18 protein-coding genes are annotated in these 20134 nt (G+C 52.9%); 15 read left to right on the top strand and 3 right to left on the bottom strand.

What is annotated here, in order from left to right:
- The first annotated feature begins 12 nt into the window (after positions 1-12).
- The gene (locus H1S01_RS08560; RefSeq protein WP_188039675.1) at positions 13-732 is read left to right on the top strand and encodes a peroxiredoxin; all 720 of its coding nucleotides are present in this window, start codon (positions 13-15) and stop codon (positions 730-732) included.
- 76 nt (positions 733-808) lie between these two features.
- Here the strand turns inward: H1S01_RS08560 and H1S01_RS08555 are convergent, their stop codons facing one another.
- Positions 809-1324: a hydrogenase maturation protease gene (locus H1S01_RS08555; RefSeq protein WP_188039673.1), complete on the bottom strand. Its 516-nt coding sequence runs from the start codon at positions 1322-1324 to the stop codon at positions 809-811.
- 248 nt (positions 1325-1572) lie between these two features.
- Between H1S01_RS08555 and H1S01_RS08550 the strand changes: the two genes are divergently transcribed.
- From H1S01_RS08550 to H1S01_RS08535, 4 genes are all read left to right on the top strand, one after another.
- Positions 1573-2508, top strand: coding sequence for a hydrogenase small subunit (locus tag H1S01_RS08550; RefSeq protein WP_188039671.1), 936 nt, complete (start codon positions 1573-1575; stop codon positions 2506-2508).
- Positions 2505-4016: a nickel-dependent hydrogenase large subunit gene (locus tag H1S01_RS08545; RefSeq protein ID WP_188039669.1), complete on the top strand. Its 1512-nt coding sequence runs from the start codon at positions 2505-2507 to the stop codon at positions 4014-4016. Before H1S01_RS08550 ends, H1S01_RS08545 begins: the two co-directional genes overlap by 4 nt.
- 151 nt (positions 4017-4167) lie before the next feature.
- The gene (locus H1S01_RS08540; protein WP_188039667.1) at positions 4168-5079 is read left to right on the top strand and encodes a DHH family phosphoesterase; all 912 of its coding nucleotides are present in this window, start codon (positions 4168-4170) and stop codon (positions 5077-5079) included.
- A gap of 260 nt (positions 5080-5339) precedes the next feature.
- Entirely contained in the window at positions 5340-6335 is a 996-nt protein-coding gene (locus tag H1S01_RS08535; RefSeq protein ID WP_188039665.1) for a YeiH family protein, read from the top strand.
- On the opposite strand, the gene H1S01_RS08530 is transcribed toward H1S01_RS08535, so the two are convergent.
- The gene (locus H1S01_RS08530) at positions 6288-7256 is read right to left on the bottom strand and encodes a LysR substrate-binding domain-containing protein (RefSeq protein ID WP_188039663.1); all 969 of its coding nucleotides are present in this window, start codon (positions 7254-7256) and stop codon (positions 6288-6290) included. The two genes, H1S01_RS08535 and H1S01_RS08530, sit on opposite strands and share 48 nt — an antisense overlap.
- Before the next feature lie 227 nt (positions 7257-7483).
- On the opposite strand from H1S01_RS08530, the gene H1S01_RS08525 reads away from it, so the two are divergent.
- A complete protein-coding gene (locus H1S01_RS08525; protein ID WP_188039661.1) occupies positions 7484-9754 on the top strand; it encodes a PAS domain S-box protein in 2271 nt (756 codons plus the stop codon).
- 27 nt (positions 9755-9781) lie between these two features.
- A complete protein-coding gene (locus H1S01_RS08520) occupies positions 9782-10252 on the top strand; it encodes a response regulator (RefSeq protein WP_188039659.1) in 471 nt (156 codons plus the stop codon).
- Positions 10253-10346: 94 nt separating this feature from the next.
- Here the strand turns inward: H1S01_RS08520 and H1S01_RS08515 are convergent, their stop codons facing one another.
- Positions 10347-11354, bottom strand: a complete 1008-nt coding sequence (locus H1S01_RS08515) for a methyl-accepting chemotaxis protein (RefSeq protein WP_188039658.1) — start codon at positions 11352-11354, stop codon at positions 10347-10349.
- A 181-nt stretch (positions 11355-11535) separates the two neighbouring features.
- On the opposite strand from H1S01_RS08515, the gene speD reads away from it, so the two are divergent.
- The 8 genes from speD to alr all read left to right on the top strand — a co-directional run bounded on the left by speD (position 11536) and on the right by alr (position 20027).
- Positions 11536-12390, top strand: a complete 855-nt coding sequence (speD, locus tag H1S01_RS08510; RefSeq protein WP_188039657.1) for an adenosylmethionine decarboxylase — start codon at positions 11536-11538, stop codon at positions 12388-12390.
- A gap of 48 nt (positions 12391-12438) precedes the next feature.
- Positions 12439-13146 carry a Crp/Fnr family transcriptional regulator gene (locus H1S01_RS08505; protein ID WP_188039656.1) on the top strand — a complete coding sequence of 236 codons (708 nt, stop codon included), beginning with the start codon at positions 12439-12441 and terminating at the stop codon, positions 13144-13146.
- Between the two features lie 123 nt (positions 13147-13269).
- Positions 13270-13704 (top strand): YwiB family protein, encoded by a 435-nt coding sequence (locus tag H1S01_RS08500; RefSeq protein WP_155476648.1) that lies wholly within the window; start codon positions 13270-13272, stop codon positions 13702-13704.
- Entirely contained in the window at positions 13701-15380 is a 1680-nt protein-coding gene (argS, locus tag H1S01_RS08495; RefSeq protein WP_188039655.1) for an arginine--tRNA ligase, read from the top strand. Before H1S01_RS08500 ends, argS begins: the two co-directional genes overlap by 4 nt.
- A 52-nt stretch (positions 15381-15432) precedes the next feature.
- On the top strand, positions 15433-15828 hold the full coding sequence (rpoE, locus tag H1S01_RS08490) for a DNA-directed RNA polymerase subunit delta (RefSeq protein ID WP_155476649.1): 396 nt from the start codon (positions 15433-15435) through the stop codon (positions 15826-15828).
- Between the two features lie 157 nt (positions 15829-15985).
- Entirely contained in the window at positions 15986-17599 is a 1614-nt protein-coding gene (locus tag H1S01_RS08485) for a CTP synthase (RefSeq protein ID WP_188039706.1), read from the top strand.
- Between the two features lie 100 nt (positions 17600-17699).
- Complete coding sequence (locus H1S01_RS08480; protein ID WP_188039654.1) at positions 17700-18770, top strand: peptidoglycan bridge formation glycyltransferase FemA/FemB family protein; 1071 nt, start codon at positions 17700-17702, stop codon at positions 18768-18770.
- A gap of 24 nt (positions 18771-18794) precedes the next feature.
- A complete protein-coding gene (gene alr / locus H1S01_RS08475) occupies positions 18795-20027 on the top strand; it encodes an alanine racemase (protein WP_188039652.1) in 1233 nt (410 codons plus the stop codon).
- The last annotated feature ends 107 nt before the right edge of the window (positions 20028-20134 follow it).

The following is a 20134-nucleotide window of genomic DNA, read 5'->3' as shown; positions in this document are numbered from 1 at the left end:
GACGGTGCATGCATGAAGGCGACTCAAAGTAACTTGGAATCAGTCATCCGCATTGGCATGAAAGCTCCAGACTTTACGGCGGTAACAACCTTCGGAACGCTTCGACTTTCTGACCTTGCAGGTAAATGGGTGGTCTTCTTCTCCCATCCCGGCGATTTCACACCTGTTTGTACGACGGAATTTATCGCTTTTGCCAAGTACAGTCCCTATTTCAGCCAGAGAAATGTACAGCTGTTAGGGTTGAGCATCGATAGTAATCCGGCCCATCTGGCTTGGGTACACAACATCTACCAAAACACAGGTGTTCAAATTCCCTTCCCGGTTATCGCCGACCGTTCCGGTGAAATCGCCCGGCTCTACGGGATGATTGCGCCGGATGTAAGCGCTACGGAGACGGTACGGAATACGTTTATCATCGACGATCGCCAAAACATCCGAGCTTATCTGGCTTATCCTCTTACCAACGGCCGAAACATTCCGGAAATCCTCCGCCTTGTGGATGCCTTGCAGACAAGCGATCGCGAGGGAATAGTTACACCAGCGAACTGGGTACCCGGACAGCCGACACTGGTACCGCCGCCCCGAACCTATGGGGAACTGTTGGAAAGAGAGAAAGCTTCCCCAGGGTTGCAGTGTGTGGATTGGTACTGGTGCTACAAGCAACCGGCCTCCCATCCAGTTCCTTGTGCAGAGAGGGACCGAGCAGATAGTTTATTAAAGAACGAAGGGTAATTGTCAAGCGTCATTGCCTTGAAAAATCCACTTATATAAACTGGATTGGCGGCAAGAAAGTGTTCTTAGGAGGCTCCTACGGGCCTCTAAGGACATTTTCTTTTTGATTACAGTGACGTCGGATTTCATGGATAACCTGTTCCACGAGACGGGGTAAAGCGGCTACTAGCGGTGGGGAAATTCCCACACCGGGATGACATTCGAGAGGTTCCGCACCGATGATGGTCACTTGGGAAGGGGAGCCCGTAAGCAAGCGGGCCAGTCCAATGACATCGGGAAGGGTGATGCCGTGGGCTGTGCGAAAACTATTGGTGCCTTCGGAGATGTCGTCCAAATGGATTCGATATAGGCTGCCCGGTGGTTGGTTTCCGAAGAGCGCATCGATGACCAGTAAACGACGGGAACGGCTGATCTGTTCTAGGTAGAGCAGGAGGGAGGTGCCTCCGTCGACGATGTCGATTTCCGGTGGATGGTGAAAAGGGAGCAGCTTTTCCGCGGCGTAAACGCCCAATCCGTCATCGCCCATCAAGAGATTCCCAAGGCCAAGAATCAATAACTCACTTTGAGGCGCTGGATTCCAACTTCTGATCATGGCTTCACTCCCGTCCCGCTTCGAATAACATCCCTAAAAATAAGAGCGTCCGGGTAGCCGTGCAACAGAGCGGCACGTTGCTTCCCTGAAGTATTCACAATAGGTACTTATGCTATCGAAATCGTAGTGTCGTTTCGCCGCCATGGACCGCCGAGTGGAGAGTCTATCCTAGACGACTTGTCTTGGTATTTTTATATACAACCAAAACATAAAAATACCGAGAGCCCGTAAAAAAGGGAGTGCGGTGAATGCGCAAAGAGGAATTCGCCCATCTATGCCGTAACTGGCCTGTTCAAGGCGGCTATTCGCTGGCGGGAGCTGTAGTTCCCTTGGTTCGGACGTACCTGTTCGGAAATCACCGGCGAAAACTGCCCGTGATCTGGCTGGAGACGAACGACAGCGGCGACAATAACATCTCTTTTTTGAATGCCACTTCGCCCTACGCTGGACAAGTTTTTACATATATGATCGACCTCTTGTACAGCAACCCCTTTATGGCAGCCCAAGGACCGGACGCTCTACAACTGCTGACAAATGCGGCGAGAGAATACAGCGGAAAATTCACCCTTGTTGTGGAAGGAGCCGTGCCGACCAAAGCGGACGGCTTATATACGGTTATCGCCCGGACGCCGGAGCGACCTCTCACTGCCTGGGAGATTCTGCGATGGTTGGGCCCATTGGCGGAATACGTCCTCGCTGTCGGAACCTGTGCCAGCTTTGGCGGACCCTCGGCCGCCCGGCCCAACTTGACCGGAAGCCGGCCGATCCAGGATGTGCTGCAGCGGCCAGTCATCCGGGTAAGCGGTTGTCCCGTTAACCCCGAATGGTTCGTGGGAACCTTGGCCCACTTGATCCTCTACGGCATGCCTGAAGTGGATGACCAGGGGAGACCGACCTTGTTCTATAGGGACACGGTTCACCGCCATTGCCAGCGCCGCTCTTACTTTGACCAAAAAGTCTTTGCAGAAAAATTGGGCGATAAGGAATGCATGTACTCCGTCGGCTGCATGGGGCCGGCCACGCTGGCCGATTGTCCTTACCGGCAGTGGGTCGATCATGTGAGTTGGCCTGTCAAAGCGAATACCCCTTGTATCGGTTGCACAAACCGGGACTTTCCTGATGGCTCAACCCCCTTTTACCAGTCCTTGGCCCAAAAACGTCCCAAGGAAGGAGGGCGCGCATGAGCCGGCAACGCATCATGTTTAGTCCTGTCACCCGTCTAAGCGGTTTGCTCTCGGTGGAAGTTTTTTTAGAGGGAAGATGGGTCTCCGAGGCCAATGCCAGCGCTACCTTGTTTCGGGGATTCGAGTGGATCATGCGTGATCGCCATGTGACCGATGCAGTCTACTTGACCCAACGGGTCTGTGGGATCTGCTCGACCTCCCATGGGGCGGTGGCCAGTTACTTGCTCGACGATCTGTTGAACAACAGCATCCCTGAGCAGGGACAGTATTTACGCAATATCATGTTCGGTGCCGACTTTCTGCAGAACCACATTCGGCATTTTTATCTCTTTAGCTTGCCGGATTTTGTGCGCATGCCTGACCACCCTCCGTTTCAACAGCAAAACCTGGCAGACGCCCGTTTTGACAGTGCGACCACTCGACAAATGGTGGCCCATTACTTTGAGGGGATCAAAGCGTCCCAGAAATGCCATCAGATCCTGGCCATCTTCGGCGGTAAGGCACCTCATCAACACAGCTTTGTTCACGGCGGCGTGTCCGTAGCCCCCACGGCCGATAAGGTGGCGACCGCCTTAGCGCTGCTTCAAGAAGTGAACGACTTTGTACAAGGCTGCATGGTTCCAGATACGGAACGAATCGCCCGGACTTATGGCGATTACTTTCATATCGGGCAAACGCCCCGGCGGATGCTATCCTTCGGGCTCTTTCGCTTCGGTGAAAAAAATGAACAGGTGCTCTGGCGTAGCGGCCTGCTAAAAGAACAACAGGTAACCGTTCCCCAGATATCTTTCATTCAGGAAGAGGTCACCCATAGTTGGTATGAATGCAGCCCTGAGGTCAGTCGCAGGCTGGGAGTTTTCCCAAATTCTGACGGTGAAGGATATCCTGGAGTAAGTCAAGGCTCGGGAAACGACGGCAGCTGTGAAAGGCATGAGATAATCCCGGACCCTTATAAGCGGCAGGCCTATTCCTTTGTCAAATCGGTGCAGTACGCCGGCGAGACTTATCAAGTAGGACCGCTGGCGAGGATGCTCATCAACGGATTCTATCGCGGCGGGACGTCCACGATGGACCGCATATACGCCCGTACCCTGGAAACGGTCTTAATCGTCGAACAGATGAAAGAGTGGTTAGGCCGCCTTATACCGGGACCCCCGCCCATCCAGCAGAATCGAGAGCCTGTGAAAAAAGAAGTGGTGGCGGTGACCGATGCCATGCGGGGCGCCTTGCTCCATCGTGCTCAGGTGAAGGGCGAGCAAGTGAGCCGCTATGACATCATCACGCCGACCGTATGGAACTTTTCCCCGAAAGATCGACAGGGCCAACGAGGGCCTGTGGAAAGTGCTCTTGTTGGTACCGAAATTCCCCGCCCCGATATGTTATTTACGGTGTTGGGGCGGATCGTTCGATCCTTTGATCCCTGTTTGAACTGTGCCACCCATATCATGGACATAAAAAATGGATCCCCTTTCATTAGGGAATCTAAAATGGTTGAAATCTTCGGTTAGAAAGACTTGGGCTTACTCAGAGAGAGCGTTCTCGACCTGGTTCGAAAAGAACGTTCTTTTTTCTTGTCGGTAATATGGAAAAACAGGTACAATGAGACTAGATCCAATAAGGAGGTGAATTCCCCGATTTTTCGTGTGAATTGGGGAGAATATGCGCTTATTGACCCGTTCGGATTTTGACGGTTTGGCTTGTGCTGCGCTGTTGATTGAACTCGGAATGGTAGACTCCTTTAAGTTTGTTCATCCCAAAGATGTTCAAGACGGCTTGATTGAGGCGAATGAAAATGACATCGCAGCCAATGTGCCCTATGCGCCCGGCTGCGGCCTCTGGTTTGATCACCACGCCTCCGAGGAAGAGCGCGGCAGCTTACAGCAACAATACAAAGGGTTGTCTCGTCCGGCTCCCTCCTGTGCCCGGGTCATCTATGATTACTACGGCGGTCGGGACAAGTTTGGCCCCGATTTTGACGCCCTCATGGCAGCGGTGGACAAGGCCGATTCGGCTCAGTTCGCCATCGATGAGGTTCTCGAGCCCTCTGGATGGGTTCTCCTTTCCTTCATCATGGATCCTCGAACCGGTCTCGGGCGTTTTCGCAACTTCACCATCAGCAACTATCAGTTGATGGAGAAACTGGCCCATGATATCCGGCATAAAACCATCGAAGACATTATCGAAGACCCGGATGTGAAGGAACGGATCGGCCTGTACTTTGAGCAGACGGAACTGTTCAAGAATATGGTGACGGCACACTCCAAGGTACATAAGAACGTGCTCGTGACCGACCTGCGTAACGCCGAGCCTATCTATTCCGGCAACCGCTTTATTCCATATGCTTTGTTCCCAGAGGCCAACATCAGTATTTGGATCGTCAACGGAAAGCTCGGCAACTGCGTCTTTACCTGCGGTAAGTCGATCTTCGACAGATCTTCGCAGGTAAACATTGGTTCAATTATGTTGAAATACGGCGGCGGAGGCCATTTCAACGTCGGTACCTGCCAGGTGCAGAATGAAGAGGCCGAAGAGACGCTAGCGAATATTCTGGAACTGTTTTCGGATCGGTAAAAAGCTAGGCGGTAAAAACTCCAGTACACAAAACAGCCCCTTGATGAGTTCCTATGCTCATCAAGGGGCTATTTTTTATCGACGTTGCCATAGCCATGCGGTTTCAACAATCGTAGACAAGTCAGTAAACTTAGGCCTCCAGCCGAGTTCGCGACGGCTTGCTAGCATCATTATTGCTTATTTCACACATCATGAAAAGTAATTTTACAGCCTTCGCTGGAAGGGGATAGGATAAACCCAAAGAACGGGGGGAGTTTTACATGAATCAAAGTCGATTTATCGGCGGTTTGCTCTTGACCGCCTTGCTTGCCGCCACTGCCCAGATGATGTCCCGTCTCCCTTTACTCAGCATCTTCGGTGTCATGGTGACAGCCATCCTCCTTGGCTTAACTCTGCGGGCGATCAGCGAATCCGTCGTCACACCGCTTAGCCCCGGAATTTCTTTTTCGGCTAAGTATGTGCTTCGAGCGGGCATCATCCTGATGGGGGTACGGCTGAACATCGGTGACATCGTGGCAGCAGGTTGGAAGACTATCGTGCTCGATGTGCTGGTCATCTTGTTCGCGATTTCGGTCATCCATTACTTAGGCCGGAAGATGGCACTGGCATCGAAACTGACATCTCTCATCGCCGCAGGGACAGGCGTCTGCGGCGCCGCAGCCATCGGTGCTGTTGGGCCGGTAATCAAAGCTAAAGATGAAGAAGTAGCCCTTTCCGTAGCTATCATCGCACTGCTTGGCACACTATTTACCGTGATTTATACGGCCCTGCTGCCCATCTTAAACTGGTCGCCTCATGAGTATGGCCTGTTCGCCGGATCGACTCTGCATGAAATCGCCCATGTGGTGGCGGCGTCGGCCCCGGGAGGCCCCGTGAGCAGTGACACGGCCCTTTTGGTCAAGTTAGGCCGGGTTGTCCTCCTGGCACCGGTGGTGATGTTCATGGACTGGCTGTACAACAAGCGCACCCAGAACTCCAGTCTTGCGAATCCAGGCAAACGGGTAATACCCTGGTTCGTCTTCGGTTTTCTCGGCATGGCCCTGTTGAACACCTATCATGTATTCAGTGCGGACATGGCTCAAAAGATCATCTCGACGAGTGTCTTCTTGCTGGCCATGGCTATGGCAGGCATGGGACTCAATGTACACATCGGCGATATTCGACGAGTGGGCCTGAAGCCGATGGTCGTGGGGATAACGGGCTCAGTCTTACTCAGTCTCTTCGGACGAGGGCTCATCGTCCTCCTCGGCTTGTAACCGAGCGGGATGAAGGGCTGATGGGGGCAACAGTTTTTCAGCGACGAAAGCGAGAAAGCGGTCGACGGCAAGGGTCGTAAACTTTTCCTTATGGTAGAACATCGTAAAGGATCGTAGAATAGGGCCTTCTCGGACAGGCAGGAGTTCAAGATCTCCCCGGCATACTTCATCAGTCACAGCCAGTTTAGAGATGACCGAAATCCCCAGGCCTGCTTTGACGGCTTCCTTGACTGCTTGGGTGCTACCGAGTTCCATGACCACATCCAGCGTCGCCCGAGAGTGCCCGTGTACTTCTAAGAACTGTTCAAAAGAACGACGAGTGCCCGACAGGGGTTCTCGCAGGACCCACCGGGCCTGCAGTAGTTCGACCAAAGAAATGGCTTTGTCCCTGGGCTGCTCGCCCCCGGCGGGAGCGATGACGACCAGTTCATCGCCGCTGCAAGGCAGACTGACGAGCAGCCCAGGCAGTGGGTCCGGTCCCTCGATAAAGCCGATATCCAACTGACCTGCCATAACCATGGCAGTAATCTGTTCGGAATTATAGACGTCCATAGCGATATTCACTTTGGGATAGGCCTGGCGAAACTGCACGAGCAGTGCAGGGAGGACGTATTCGCCGATCGTTAAACTGGCACCGACACGTAAGCGGCCACTCACTTCGCCGGTCAGGTCTTGCATGGCATGGTTCACTTTCGTATAGAGCTGGTCCAACTCGACGGCGAAGGGATATAAGACCTTTCCCGCGGTAGTGGCCATGATACGGCGGTGAAGCCGATCAAAGAGCTTGACATTGAAGTGGGCTTCTAGATTTTGAATTTGCTGGCTGACGGCCGATTGGGTCATATGCAGTTCTTGTGCCGCCATGGAGATACTGTTTTTCTCCATCACTGTCTTGAAGATGAACAGTTGCGTATCGAGCACGGTCATTTCCTCCCTACGGTAAAAACCAAAAGACCGGGAAGCAATGAATCTTCGTAAAATCGTTTGCTAAATCGAGCTCGCCCCCAAAAGGGACAGGCAAGCTTTGATATTTTCGACATAGGTCGACAACAAATCTTTACTTGCAGCAAAGAACGACGTATCATCAAACCAAAACGGCTTTTTCTAGCAGAAGGCGCCCGGGAAGAGGGCGATGGAGGCCGATGGGTTTGAAGGCATATCTCTCATGGAGACAGTTTGTCCCCCAACAGATTACGAAACGTATTTTATATTCCATGGTCGTTTTGGTAGTCCTGCACACCGTGATTTTAACAGGCATCGTCCATTTAGGTTTTTTGAAAAAAGAGCGCTTCGAACGTATGAAAGACCTGCAAACGGTGACGGCAGAACTGGATCAACGCCTTTCTGAACAGGTGATCCACCCGGAAAGTATAAGAGGAAATTGGGAAGAACGCTCCTTAATTCTCGAAAAAACACTGCGGCCGGAAACGGAAGCGCTTTCGCAAATATACCCGGGATTGGTTATCGGATACTATTCCAATGCGCTGGGGCGAACCGTAGCGTATAGCGAGCGTCATGAGTATCATATCCGCGTCATCGATTACACATTGGGCTTACAGCCGATATCCTTCTTAGAGATCTCCAAGACGGCGAGGGAACTGCCCGGCTTTAACCTAGAAGCGGACAAACCGGATATACCCGTATTTGATAATTGGCGTAACGATCCGATGATCTACATCTCCCATCCCGTATACCGGGAGGGATGGCTGGTCGGTTATTGCTGGGCTGTCGTGAAACCTGATGATTTTCATACGGCCGTGCTGCTGCGGACCGCCGAGATCATCTCGATTGAATTGGTACTGGCGATACTGCTGATTTTTGAAGCCTGGCGGTTCTTTACCCGTTTTAAAGGGGAAATCGAAGGGTTCGGCCAAGCGGTGGCCCTAGATTCGCAAAAGCTGCCGCGAGAGTTGCTTCCTGAGCTAAGCCCGCTCTTGGAAAAACTAGAGTCGGATACACGCAGCATAAAGCTGGTTCAATCGAGTTTAACCAAGGAGATCGCCAAGCGTGTCCGTGCGGAGAAAGAGTTAAACCGTTTCTTCGACGTATCTGTCGATATTCTCATCCTCATCGACCTCGCCGGCCATCTACGCCGGTGGAACCCCGCCTTGGAGCATCGCTTCGGATACAGCGAAGAAGAGTTGGCCGACGTCCCCTTCACTGATTTTGTCCATCCCAGTGACATAGAGGTCGTCGAAACGGAATTTCGCTGGCTCTTATCGGGTGAACCGACGGTGGGAGAAGAAATCCGGTTTCGCAGCAAAGACGGCAATTATCGCTGGATGGCATGGAACGCCGTCCCGGACTTGGTGGACGGAACGATCTACGCCGTCGGACGGGATATGACCGCCCGTAGACAATCGTTGGAAGATCTGCGCATCTCGGAGGAGCGTTTTTCCAAGGCTTTCTACGCCAATCCAAACCCGATGTACATTCACTGCATAGACGAGGACTGTCTCTTTGAAGTGAATGAGAGCTTCCTACGGATCACGGGATGGAGGCGGGAAGAGGTGATCGGCCGGAGCCTCGAAGATCTGCATCTATCGAGTCCAGCTCCGCAGGAGAAAGTCATCCGAAACCGAGAGACCTACTTTACCACGCAAAATGGGGAAAAACGGATATGGCTCCTGTCGGCCGAACAGATTGAACTGGGGGGCCGTCCTTGTCATCTCTATGCGATCAACGATATCACCGAGTTGCGGTGGCTCGAAAAGAAAATGGCTCGGCTGGACCGCCTCAACCTAGTGGCTCAGATGGCCGCTGGTATCGGCCACGAGATCCGCAATCCCATGACGACGGTCCGTGGCTTTCTGCAAATTCTCGCTGCAAAAGATGAAAGTGTACATAACAAAAACTACTACGACTTGATGATCGAGGAATTGGATCGAGCCAATTCGATCATCACCGAATTTCTCTCTCTGGCTAAAAGCAGAGTAGACGATCCCAAAATACAAAGTTTGAATAAAATCATTGAAACGATATACCCGATGATGGAAGCGAACGCATCTCTGGGGAAGCAATTCCTGCGGCTAGAGTTAGGTCAAATCCCCGATCTTCTCTTAGGTGAAAAGGAAATCCGGCAGCTGCTGTTGAATTTAGTCCGAAACGGGTTGGAAGCGATGACCGCCGGACAAATTTTGACCATCAAAACATACCGTGACAGTGACAGTGTCGTATTAGCCGTTCAAGACGAAGGCGCAGGCATTGAATCGTCCCTGCTGGAGAAGATCGGCACCCCCTTTTTTACCACCAAAGATCAAGGAACCGGTCTTGGCTTGGCGATTTGCCAAAATATCGCCGCCCGACACCATGCCGTCATTATTGTGGACTCGGGGAGCCACGGAACCACGTTCTATGTCCGGTTTCCCTTCTCCCCGTCGACGGAAACGAAGGGTTACCCGAAAAAAGAGACGGAATAAGCAGGTATTGATGGAGATGGAGGAAAGATGGCACGGATTATTATCGGGGAGGACAACGAGGCCAACTGTGAACTCTTAAAAAAGATATTGAGCCGGAACGGCCATCGGGTTTTTGTCGCCCACAACGGGCGGGATGTTGTGGAAATGGCCAAACGATTGCAACCACAGACCGAAATCATCCTGCTAGATATCATGATGCCGATCATGGATGGCTTTCAAACGATCGCAGAACTTCAGCGGGACTGGCGGACCCAGTCTATCCCTGTCATCATGATTACGGGAAGCAACGATTTAAAAGATGTGCTTCGTTCCAAATCAGCCGGTGTAGTCGGCTACGTGCTCAAACCGTTCGAACCATCCGATCTGCTGGAACGGATCGACAGGGCCTTAGGCAAAGAAATTGTGCAAAAAGACCAGCCCCTGGTCAAAGTCTTTTCGGCGGGGGATTTGTCTTCGAAGGCGACGTCCGGCACCAGCGATGAAAATCAGTCGGAGTAAAAAAGAACCCTCGAACATACGAAAGCCCGTTTCCCACGATGTAAGGGGAAACGGGCTTCGCACTTGCTTATTTCAATGGATAAAAGTCCCCGCTTTATAGCGGTTCCCGAACGATGACCGACCAGGCTTTTCCCCGATAGGCGTTATAGCCGCGCGTATGGGCATAACCGAAAATCTGCATCTTCCCAGAGTTGTCCTTCTCCAGGGTATACCCGTAAGCCTCGCCAGAGGTAGCCTTTTTCACCGCCTGAAGATGGTTGAGGTTTTTCTCCAAGATGCCGGAGCGGTCCCGGGAGCCGATGACAACCCCGGCTTTGTTCACCACAAAGATGTCGCCGGTGCTGCCAATGCGGGCGTTATCGATAATATCATAAATGAAGTTCCAGTTAAACCGGGTCGTAAAAACGCCGAGGACCGTTCCGTCTTCGGCACGGACGGGACAAGAATAGGCGATAGTGTGACCGCCAACCGCTGCAGAGTAATACATATCCGTGACATAGACGTCATTTTTCGCAATAGTTTCTTTAAACCACTCGCGGTCGGACATATCTTGCCCCACCAAGTTTTGATGTACCGCCGTTGCGACGATTTTCCCTCGCCGGTCCGTCAGGTAGAGGTCGAAGTAGACTTCATAAATATCCACGATTTTCTTCATGAGTGCCGTCGCTTGTTCTTTGGTATGGCTGTTCTCATTGACCAGACAAGCACGGATTTTATCAAAGGTAGCCCAAGCTTGTACGTCGCAATTTCGTTCGAAGAGGTTGCGGTCGATTTTGTCGATCGTATCGTAAGCCACATCAGCTGTACGAACAGCGATGACGTCGTTGGCTTTCGACTGGATGTTGTTAATGAGTTCCTGACTCTCTTTCGTAGCCGAAAAACTGCGATCGGCCAGCTTTTTAATCTCATCGGCCACAACCCGGAAACCTCGACCGGCTTCCCCGGCTCGAGCGGCTTCAATGGCGGAGTTTAGGGCCAAAAGGTTGGTCTGTTTGGTGATATGATCGATCGTCTTGACCACTTGTCCCATCTGGCTGTTTGCTTGTTTTAATTGATGGAGCAGTACGGAGACATCCAACGTATCTGCTTGCTCGTTCGCCATTTACACCATCCCTCTCTTCCTCAAACCATACACTTTTTATTATGCCATAATCCGAAAAGCCCGGGAATAAGAAAAATCGCGAAAAAAAACCACCACCGATGATTCTTGACACTATGGCAATAGGAATTAGATAATCATGCTGTTATAATAAAAATAATACTTTGGCATGGGGAGACTGAGGATGGAGATAAAATCGATCAAAAAGCTGAAGCTGTACGGGTTTAACAATCTGACGAAAACCCTCAGTTTCAACATGTATGACATTTGTTATGCGAAAACGCCGGAACACCGGAAAGCCTACATCGAATACATTGACGAAGAATACAATTCGGACCGACTGACGAGCATCTTGACGGAAGTATCAAACATCATCGGCGCCAACATCCTCAATATCGCCAAGCAAGACTACGATCCCCAGGGCGCCAGCGTCACCATCTTAATCTCGGAAGGCAAGATCGAATCGGAACCCACCGATGAGAATGACGGAAACGAAGGTACCAGTGAACTCGACAATGATAATGATCTAGAGATGTACAACCTTGGACCGGACGCGGTCGTTGCCCATCTCGATAAGAGCCACATTACTGTACACACCTATCCCGAAAGCCACCCGGACAAAGGGATTAGCACCTTCCGGGCCGACATCGACGTATCCACATGCGGCCAGATTTCACCTTTAAAAGCGCTCAACTACCTCATCAACAGCTTCAGTCCGGACATTGTCATCGCCGACTACCGGGTGAGAGGTTTTACCCGGGACGTAAATGGAAAGAAATATTATATTGATCATAAAATCAACTCCATCCAAAACTATATCGCCAAGGATATCCGTGAAATGTATCAGATGATCGATGTGAACGTCTATCAAGACAACATCTTTCACACGAAAATGCTGCTGAAAGAGTTTGACTTAGACAATTATCTCTTCGGAACAGCCAAGAAAGATCTCCTGCCCGGTGAGAAGAAAAAGATCAAACAGCGGGTCAAAAAAGAAATGACGGAAATTTTCCACGGCCGGAACATTCCCAAGGTGTAAATTCCTGTCACCCAAGGACGGTCTCTCCGATAGAAGGAGGCGGTAGACATGGGCAAGTGGGAACGCCTCAAGTCGGTGGGAGTCTTCACAGTACTCAACGAGGAAATCCTACAGTCCCTGGCCCCCCTGATCAGCGAACGGACCCTGAAAAAACGGCAGCCCCTCTTGCAGGAAGGGGAACCGATCGAGGACGTCTATTTTCTGCACCAGGGAAAAGTCCGTTTAGCGAAAATGAACTCCGATGGTCAGGAAAAAGTGGTGGCTATCGTCAATCCCGGTGAAATCTTTGGCGAAATCGCCGCTTTTGACGATGGGCCAAGCCCCTATACGGCAGAAACCATGGAAGAGGTCACCGTCAGCCGGATGGGACTCGACGATTTTCGAGCCCTCGTCAAAGCCCATCCGTCCTTAGCCATGGCCTGCCTGCAGGTAGAAGCCCGGCGGCTGCGCCAAGCGTACCGGCACATGAAAAACTTAGCCCTGTTAGATACGTACGGACGAGTCTCCGCTCGCCTGTACAAACTGACCAAGGACTATGGGGTGCCTGAAAAAGAGGGGACCCGCATCGACTTCAATCTTACCCGCCAGGAGCTGGCCCAACTGGTCGGCACATCCCGGGAGACCGTATCGCGCATCTTGGCGGAGTTCGAGCGGCTCGGCATCGTTGAAGTGGACCGGCATACGATCACCGTCAAAAACCTGGAAGAATTAAAACAATGGGCCACCGGATCGAGGGAAAGGGACGGATCTTCATAGTCCGGCCCTTTTTAATGTTCTTAAAATCACAACAATAGGGGAAAAATGGTCTTAGGAAGGAAGGAAACGGAGGTTCATTCACGAATTGTTAAGGCATCTTCATAGGAAAGAGGGCGTTTCGGGATGAAGAAAGACGTTCTGGTTTCGGTCCTCGGCACACAGACGAACGACGTCGGCGAAAAAGATACGATCCATCTCATCACCGAAGGAAAGATGTTCAAAAAGCCCACCTCCTATTATATTGTGTATAACGAATCAGAAATCTCCGGAATGGAAGGGACGACCACCACGCTGAAGGTGGAACCTCACCGGGTGACCTTAAACCGCATGGGAAGTTCCGAATTCAAACAAACCTTTGAAGAAGGGGTACTCCATCAAGGCGTTTACCACACCCCCTTCGGGAGCATGCACTTAGGTGTCATCCCTTCGAAAGTGGATGTGGCATTGGATGATCAGGGAGGTTCCATCAACCTGATCTACGAACTCCAAGCCGATCAGCGCAAGCTGAGCGATAACTCCTTGTTGATTACCGTAAAGGAGGAAAAAAGATTCCAGTGAACTTTGTTGAAGACATTCGCCGCCACATCACCGGTGCTATCGGAGCTGCCTTAGAAGCGGCCCGCAGCGCCGGCGAAATAAATTTTGAACACCTGCCTACGGTCGCCTTAGAAGTACCTCGAGAAAAACAACATGGTGATTTTGCGACCAACGTGGCTATGACCATGGCCAAACAAGCCCGCATGAACCCGCGTCAACTGGCCGAAAAGATCGTCGCCCACATCGACCGGGGAGACTGGCTGAAAGACGTTCAGATCGCCGGTCCCGGCTTTATCAACTTCACCTTGCACCACCACTGGCTCTACCCGGTGCTGCCTGCCGTTCAACAGACCGACGACCAGTATGGCGCCTCGCAAGTGGGCGCTGGAAAACGGGTGCAAGTGGAATTCGTTAGTGCCAACCCGACCGGCTTGCTCCATATGGGCAACGCCCGCGGCGCCGCCCTCGGCGACACCTTGGCCAACCTGCTTCGCTTGGCCGGCTTTGATGTGACCAAAGAATTTTACATCAACGATGCTGGCAACCAGATCGAAAACTTTGCCAAGTCCCTCGAAGCCCGCTACCTGCAACTGCTCGGCCAAGATGTCCCCTTTCCGGAAGAAGGCTATCACGGGGAAGATGTAGCTGAGACGATGCGCGGCCTCATCGCCAAAGACGGCGACAAGTATGTGCCCATGGAGACGACCCTTCGCCGGGAGCTGCTCGTCAAATATGCCTTGCAAGAAAAACTGAGTGGTATTCGGGAATCGCTGGCACGCTTTGGCGTCGACTATGACATCTGGTTCTCCGAGCAGTCCCTCCACGACTCCGGAGCCATCCGGGAGACCTTGGAGACCCTCCGGGCCAACGGCTACATCTATGAAAACGAGGGTGCTCTCTGGTTCAAAGCGACATCCTTGGGTGAAGAGAAGGACGAAGTCCTTGTCCGTTCCAACGGCATTCCCACCTACTTTGCCGCCGACATTGCCTATCACAAAAACAAGTTTGACCGCGGTTTTGATTGGGTGATCAACATCTGGGGCGCTGACCACCATGGCCACGTGTCCCGGATCAAAAACGCTGTCAAAGCTGTCGGATATAACTCGGAAAACCTAGACGTCATCCTCATGCAGCTGGTGCGCCTCTTCAAAGGCGGCGAAATCGTCCGCATGTCCAAGCGAACCGGCCAGTACATCACCCTCGACGAGTTGGTCGAAGAAGTCGGCAAAGACGCGGCCCGGTTCTTCTTCGTCATGCGCGGTGCCGACTCGCACCTCGATTTTGACCTTGACCTGGCCAAAAGCCAATCCTCGGAAAACCCCGTCTACTACGTCCAGTACGCTCACGCCCGCATCTGTTCGATTTTGCGCACGGCCAAAGACGCTGGTTACGAAGTGCCTTCCGTAGACGGAGTGGACTACAGCGTCCTCGACCATCCTGCCGAACTGTCCCTGATCCGCAAAATCGCCGACTTACCCGATGAAATTGCCCGGGCCGCCACCCAAATGGAGCCGCACCGCATGGCCCGCTACGCGATGGATCTGGCCGCCCTCTTCCACAGCTTCTATACCCATTGCCGTGTGTTGACCGACGAAAAAGCCTTGCGCGATGCTCGCCTCGTCCTCGTCGACGACTCCCGCATCGTCCTGCGCAATGTTCTTTCCAGCATGGGTTTGACAGCACCGGAGCGGATGTAGTATAATCTCGTTTTGAAATATGTGGTAGCCGTGAACACAAGGAGTGTATGTAGTGTCGCCGACAACCACCCCGACAACAGGGCGAAAAGCCTCGGAAATTGAAGTCCTTCATCAGCTTCTGCGGGAAAAAGGTGAAAACACCTTTTACAAAGATCTGATTGTGCAAGTCCTCAGCCGGATGGGATACGAAGATCCGGAAGACGCCAAAGCCATCGCCGCTGTGTACACCCAGATGAACCTCGACATGCGTTTCATCCATTTTGGCAACGGCATGTGGGGCCTTCGCAACTGGGCGCCAGCGAAATCGACCCGCCGCATCCCCACCATCTCACTATTGAACAAAACCGTTGAATACGAAGATGGCGAAGGCGGAGACGACGACGATTATGATGATCGGGACCACGATTATGGTCGCGGTCGTGACGACGACTGGGAGCGAGCCGAATAGGCTCGCTTTTTCACGTTCATCATGCGGCCCGGGTGCTTTCCGTTTTCCTTGATCCTCACCCGGAGTTTGGGTAGAATAGAAAAAGTATTAGAGTGGACGAGCCATCAATATTATCAAAGAACTGGAGTTAATGGTCTTGAAGAAAGCAGGCATCGATATGCAAACTAAGTTCATTTTCGTTACTGGCGGCGTCGTGTCGTCTCTGGGTAAAGGCATCACCGCCGCTTCCCTCGGCCGCCTGCTCAAAAGCCGCGGCCTCAAAGTGGCCATTCAAAAATTCGACCCCTACATCAATATCGACCCGGGAACGATGAGCCCCTACCAGCATGGCGAGGTCTTCGTCACCGACGACGGCGCCGAAACGGACCTGGACTTGGGTCACTACGAACGCTTTGTCGACGTCAACTTGTCCAAGGCGTCCAACGTCACCACCGGTAAAATCTACTGGTCGGTCATCTCCAAAGAGAGAAAAGGCGAATACCTGGGCGGTACCGTGCAGGTCATCCCGCACATCACCAACGAGATCAAAGAACGGGTGCTCCGTGTCGCTCGTGAATCGAGCCCGGATGTGGTCATCACCGAGATCGGCGGTACCGTCGGCGATATCGAATCCTTGCCTTTCTTGGAATCCATCCGGCAGATGAAGTCCGATGTGGGACGAGATCGGGTCATCTACATCCATGTCACCTTGATGCCCTTCATCTCCGCCGCCGGAGAACTGAAGACGAAACCGACCCAGCACTCGGTGAAGGAACTGCGCAGCATCGGCATCCAGCCGGACATCATCGTCTGCCGCACCGAGAAAGCCTTCCCGCAAGAGCTGGAAGAAAAAATCGCCCTCTTCTGCGACATCGACCCTGCGGCCGTCATCCAGATGGTCGATGCCGAGACGATCTATGAAGTACCTTTGCTCCTCAAAAAAGAGGAACTCGACGATATCGTCATTGAAAAGCTGAAACTGACCTGCGGCGAACCGGATCTGAAAGATTGGGAAGCCTTAGTTCATAAGATAAAAAACCCGAAACAGCAGGTGACCATTGGCCTCGTCGGCAAATATGTCGCCTTGCCGGACGCCTACATGAGTGTCGCCGAATCCCTACGCCACGCCGGCATTCACCACAATGCCTCCGTCAAAATCAAGTGGATCTATTCGGCAGACCTCGAAGGCGCCCCGCCGGAAGATTTTCTCTCCGACGTGGACGGCATTCTCGTTCCCGGCGGATTCGGTGACCGGGGGATTGAAGGAAAGATCTCGGCCTTGCGTTACGCCCGGGAAAACAAAATTCCTCTCTTGGGAATTTGTCTGGGCATGCAACTGGCTGTGGTGGAATACGGACGCAACGTCCTCGGTTGGGAAGATGCCAACTCGAGCGAGTTTACTGAGACGACGACGCATCCCGTCATCGATCTGCTTCCCGAACAAAAAGACGTGGAAGAAAAAGGCGGCACCATGCGCCTGGGCATCTGGGCTTGTCGGGTCAACAAAGGCACGAAGACCTGGGACGCTTATCAAGACGAAGTCATCTACGAGCGTCATCGCCACCGCTATGAGTTCAACAACAATTACCGCGAAGCGATCGAAAAAGCGGGCATGATCATTTCCGGTACGTCGCCCGATGGACGACTCGTCGAAGTGGTAGAACTCCGTGACCACCCCTGGTTTGTCGCTTCCCAGTTCCACCCGGAATTCAAATCCCGACCGAACCGTCCCCATCCGCTGTTCCGGGATTTTGTCGGTGCGAGCTTGAATAGGGTTAAAGAGGAGAACTAACATCAGACAGAATAGACCTTTCCCGAAAAAGGAGAGGTCTTTCTTGGTTTATCGGCGGTTATGCTTTATTTATGGGGAAACTGAAAGGGGGAGGCCGACCGTGGAAACACGGGAATTAACGATAAATGATAAGGAGCGGTTCAATCGCTTCTTAGCGGAGCATCCTAAGGGACATGTCCTGCAATCGTGGGAATGGGGAGACCTCAAAGCGAAAACGGGATGGCAGCCCCATCGCCTCATGATCGAGGACAAGGGGACGCCGGTAGCGGCTATCTCTATCCTCAAGCGCCGCATCCCGGGCGTCGGAAAACATATCTTCTATGCGCCTCGGGGGCCCGTGTTTGATCCGGCCCAGCCAGAGATCGCTGATCGTCTCCTCCAGGCTGTCGAAGACTTAGCACGACGGGAGAATGCTGTTTTTCTAAAAATTGACCCCGATATCCATGCACCCTCTCCCCTTTGGACCGACTATTTAGCGACACGGGGCTTTCGACTGGTCGATAAAGGGGAAGGTTTCGAAGGGGTGCAGCCCCGCCATGTGTTTCGCCTGGACATATCCGATGACTTGGACAAGGTCTTCGGCCGATTTCACCAAAAGACCCGCTACAACATACGGCTGGCGGAGCGAAAAGGCGTCGTTATCGATGAAAACTGCACCAAAGCCGATCTACCCGTCTTTTACGACGTCCTCAAGGAGACGACGGAACGGGATAATTTTCTCGTCCGGGCTTACTCCTATTTTGAGGACATGTACGACTACCTCGTGCCAGCCGGCTTGGCCAAACTTTTTGTCGCCCGCTACGAAGGGGAAGTCATCGCCGGCACCTTGGCCCTCATCCTCGGGAACAAGGCCTGGTATCTCTATGGTGCCTCATCGAACCGCCATCGTAACGTCATGCCCAACTACCTGATCCAGTGGAAAATGATCTGTTGGGCGAAAGCCAACGGCTGTACCCTCTATGACTTCCGGGGTGTACCGGGGGATGTCGGGGAAGATCACCCGCTCTACGGGCTGGTTCGCTTCAAACGCGGTTTTAACGGGGACTATGTGCACTTCATCGGCGAATATGATCGAGTGTACCAACCCTTTTTCTATAATTTCTGGAACGTGGCAGAACCACTGTATCAAAACACGGTCCGCAAACTCCTGGCATCGCGCAAGCGGTCCTGATGGAACGAGGAGGGTTGAGGACCGATGGACCAACTACATCTACCGGAAATTCTTACACCTCGAAGTCGATTGGATGAAGCTACCGGTGGCTTAGGCTGTTGGGTTCAGGTGGATTTGGATGCGCTCGCCCATAACGCCCGTGCTATCCGTAAGACTCTCGGTCATGAGTTGATCATCTATGGGGTGGTCAAAGCGAATGCCTATGGCTGCGGCGCTGTTGAGTCAGCCCGCTGTCTGATGGAAAACGGTATCGACCGGCTAGCTGTGACCCATGTATCGGAGGGAATTCAACTCCGGCAGAACGGCATCAAGGCGCCTATCCTGGTCATGGGACCGGCCTTTCCGGAAGAAATCGCTGCCTTGATTTACCACAAACTGACGCCTGCGGTAGCCACCGTCGAGATGGCCCAACGCATTGCTGATGAAGCGGGACGCTCCGGAAAGAGCGGCTATCCCATCCACGTGAAGATAGAAACGGGACTTGGCCGCACCGGTGTATTTGCCGCCGCTGCCCCCGAGCTGGCGGCAGCGATCGCCAGCCGGCCGGAATTGCAGCTTGAAGGCGCCTTTACGCACCTGGCTACGGCGGCCACAGGCGATCGGCGGTTTGTTCATGACCAAGTGGCGAGATTCCAGGCGGCTGTGGCGGCCATGGAATCGGTGATCGGATTTCCGATTCCCATCAAACATGCCGCCAATTCGGCGGCTGCCCTCGCTTTTCCGCAGTACCGTTTCGATGCCGTCCGTCTCGGCACGGTCCTCTACGGTCAACCTCCCCTCTCCGCCGGGGAGCGGCTCGACTTGCGGGAAGTATGGGGACTGAAAGCGCGGATCGCTCATGTGGCCCACTTGCCGGCGGACCATGGCATCGGCTACGGTCGTGCCTTCGTCACTCGCCGGCCGACGAAAGTAGCTGTTCTTCCCGTGGGATATGTAGACGGCTTTCAACTGGAGCCAGTCAGTGTGCCTACGGGCTTATGGGACTTGACGAAGGTGCTCATCAAAACGGCGGCAGCGTACTTCGGTGTCGGACCTTCATCGCGGTTTGTCCGCATCGGAAAAGCAAAAGCGCCGGTCCTCGGCAAAGTGGCCATGCAGTTTACCATGGTCGATGTGACGGCGATACCGGATGTTCAGCCTGGACACATCGCCGAAGTGCCGGCTCGGCGTACGGTGGTGGCCTTGAACGTACCGAGGGTCTATATCAGCGCCGAGGAGCAGGAACGGCTCAATCGCGAGGTATCCTTAGCCAACTAGGTTGCACAGTAAAGCGTCAATGGTGAGCGTTTCGCATGCGAGTCTACAACCCCGTCGTACGGCGGGATAATCCCTAACTGGAAAACTCCTGGTATACGAAGGAGGAC

This window comes from Heliobacterium chlorum (genome assembly GCF_014502795.1).
In the GTDB taxonomy this organism is placed as follows: domain Bacteria; phylum Bacillota; class Desulfitobacteriia; order Heliobacteriales; family Heliobacteriaceae; genus Heliobacterium; species Heliobacterium chlorum.
The sequence above is the reverse complement of the archived record's forward strand: the minus strand, read 5'-3'. Positions and strand labels throughout refer to the sequence as shown.

Bases quoted from the DNA above. Each gene is read 5' to 3' on its own strand.
- H1S01_RS08560 (WP_188039675.1), top strand. From the start codon at position 13: ATGAAGGCGACTCAAAGTAACTTGGAATCAGTCATCCGCATTGGCATG.
- H1S01_RS08555 (WP_188039673.1), bottom strand. From the start codon at position 1,324: ATGATCAGAAGTTGGAATCCAGCGCCTCAAAGTGAGTTATTGATTCTT.
- H1S01_RS08550 (WP_188039671.1), top strand. From the start codon at position 1,573: ATGCGCAAAGAGGAATTCGCCCATCTATGCCGTAACTGGCCTGTTCAA.
- H1S01_RS08545 (WP_188039669.1), top strand. From the start codon at position 2,505: ATGAGCCGGCAACGCATCATGTTTAGTCCTGTCACCCGTCTAAGCGGT.
- H1S01_RS08540 (WP_188039667.1), top strand. From the start codon at position 4,168: ATGCGCTTATTGACCCGTTCGGATTTTGACGGTTTGGCTTGTGCTGCG.
- H1S01_RS08535 (WP_188039665.1), top strand. From the start codon at position 5,340: ATGAATCAAAGTCGATTTATCGGCGGTTTGCTCTTGACCGCCTTGCTT.
- H1S01_RS08520 (WP_188039659.1), top strand. From the start codon at position 9,782: ATGGCACGGATTATTATCGGGGAGGACAACGAGGCCAACTGTGAACTC.
- H1S01_RS08515 (WP_188039658.1), bottom strand. From the start codon at position 11,354: ATGGCGAACGAGCAAGCAGATACGTTGGATGTCTCCGTACTGCTCCAT.
- speD (WP_188039657.1), top strand. From the start codon at position 11,536: ATGGAGATAAAATCGATCAAAAAGCTGAAGCTGTACGGGTTTAACAAT.
- H1S01_RS08505 (WP_188039656.1), top strand. From the start codon at position 12,439: ATGGGCAAGTGGGAACGCCTCAAGTCGGTGGGAGTCTTCACAGTACTC.
- H1S01_RS08500 (WP_155476648.1), top strand. From the start codon at position 13,270: ATGAAGAAAGACGTTCTGGTTTCGGTCCTCGGCACACAGACGAACGAC.
- H1S01_RS08485 (WP_188039706.1), top strand. From the start codon at position 15,986: ATGCAAACTAAGTTCATTTTCGTTACTGGCGGCGTCGTGTCGTCTCTG.
- alr (WP_188039652.1), top strand. From the start codon at position 18,795: ATGGACCAACTACATCTACCGGAAATTCTTACACCTCGAAGTCGATTG.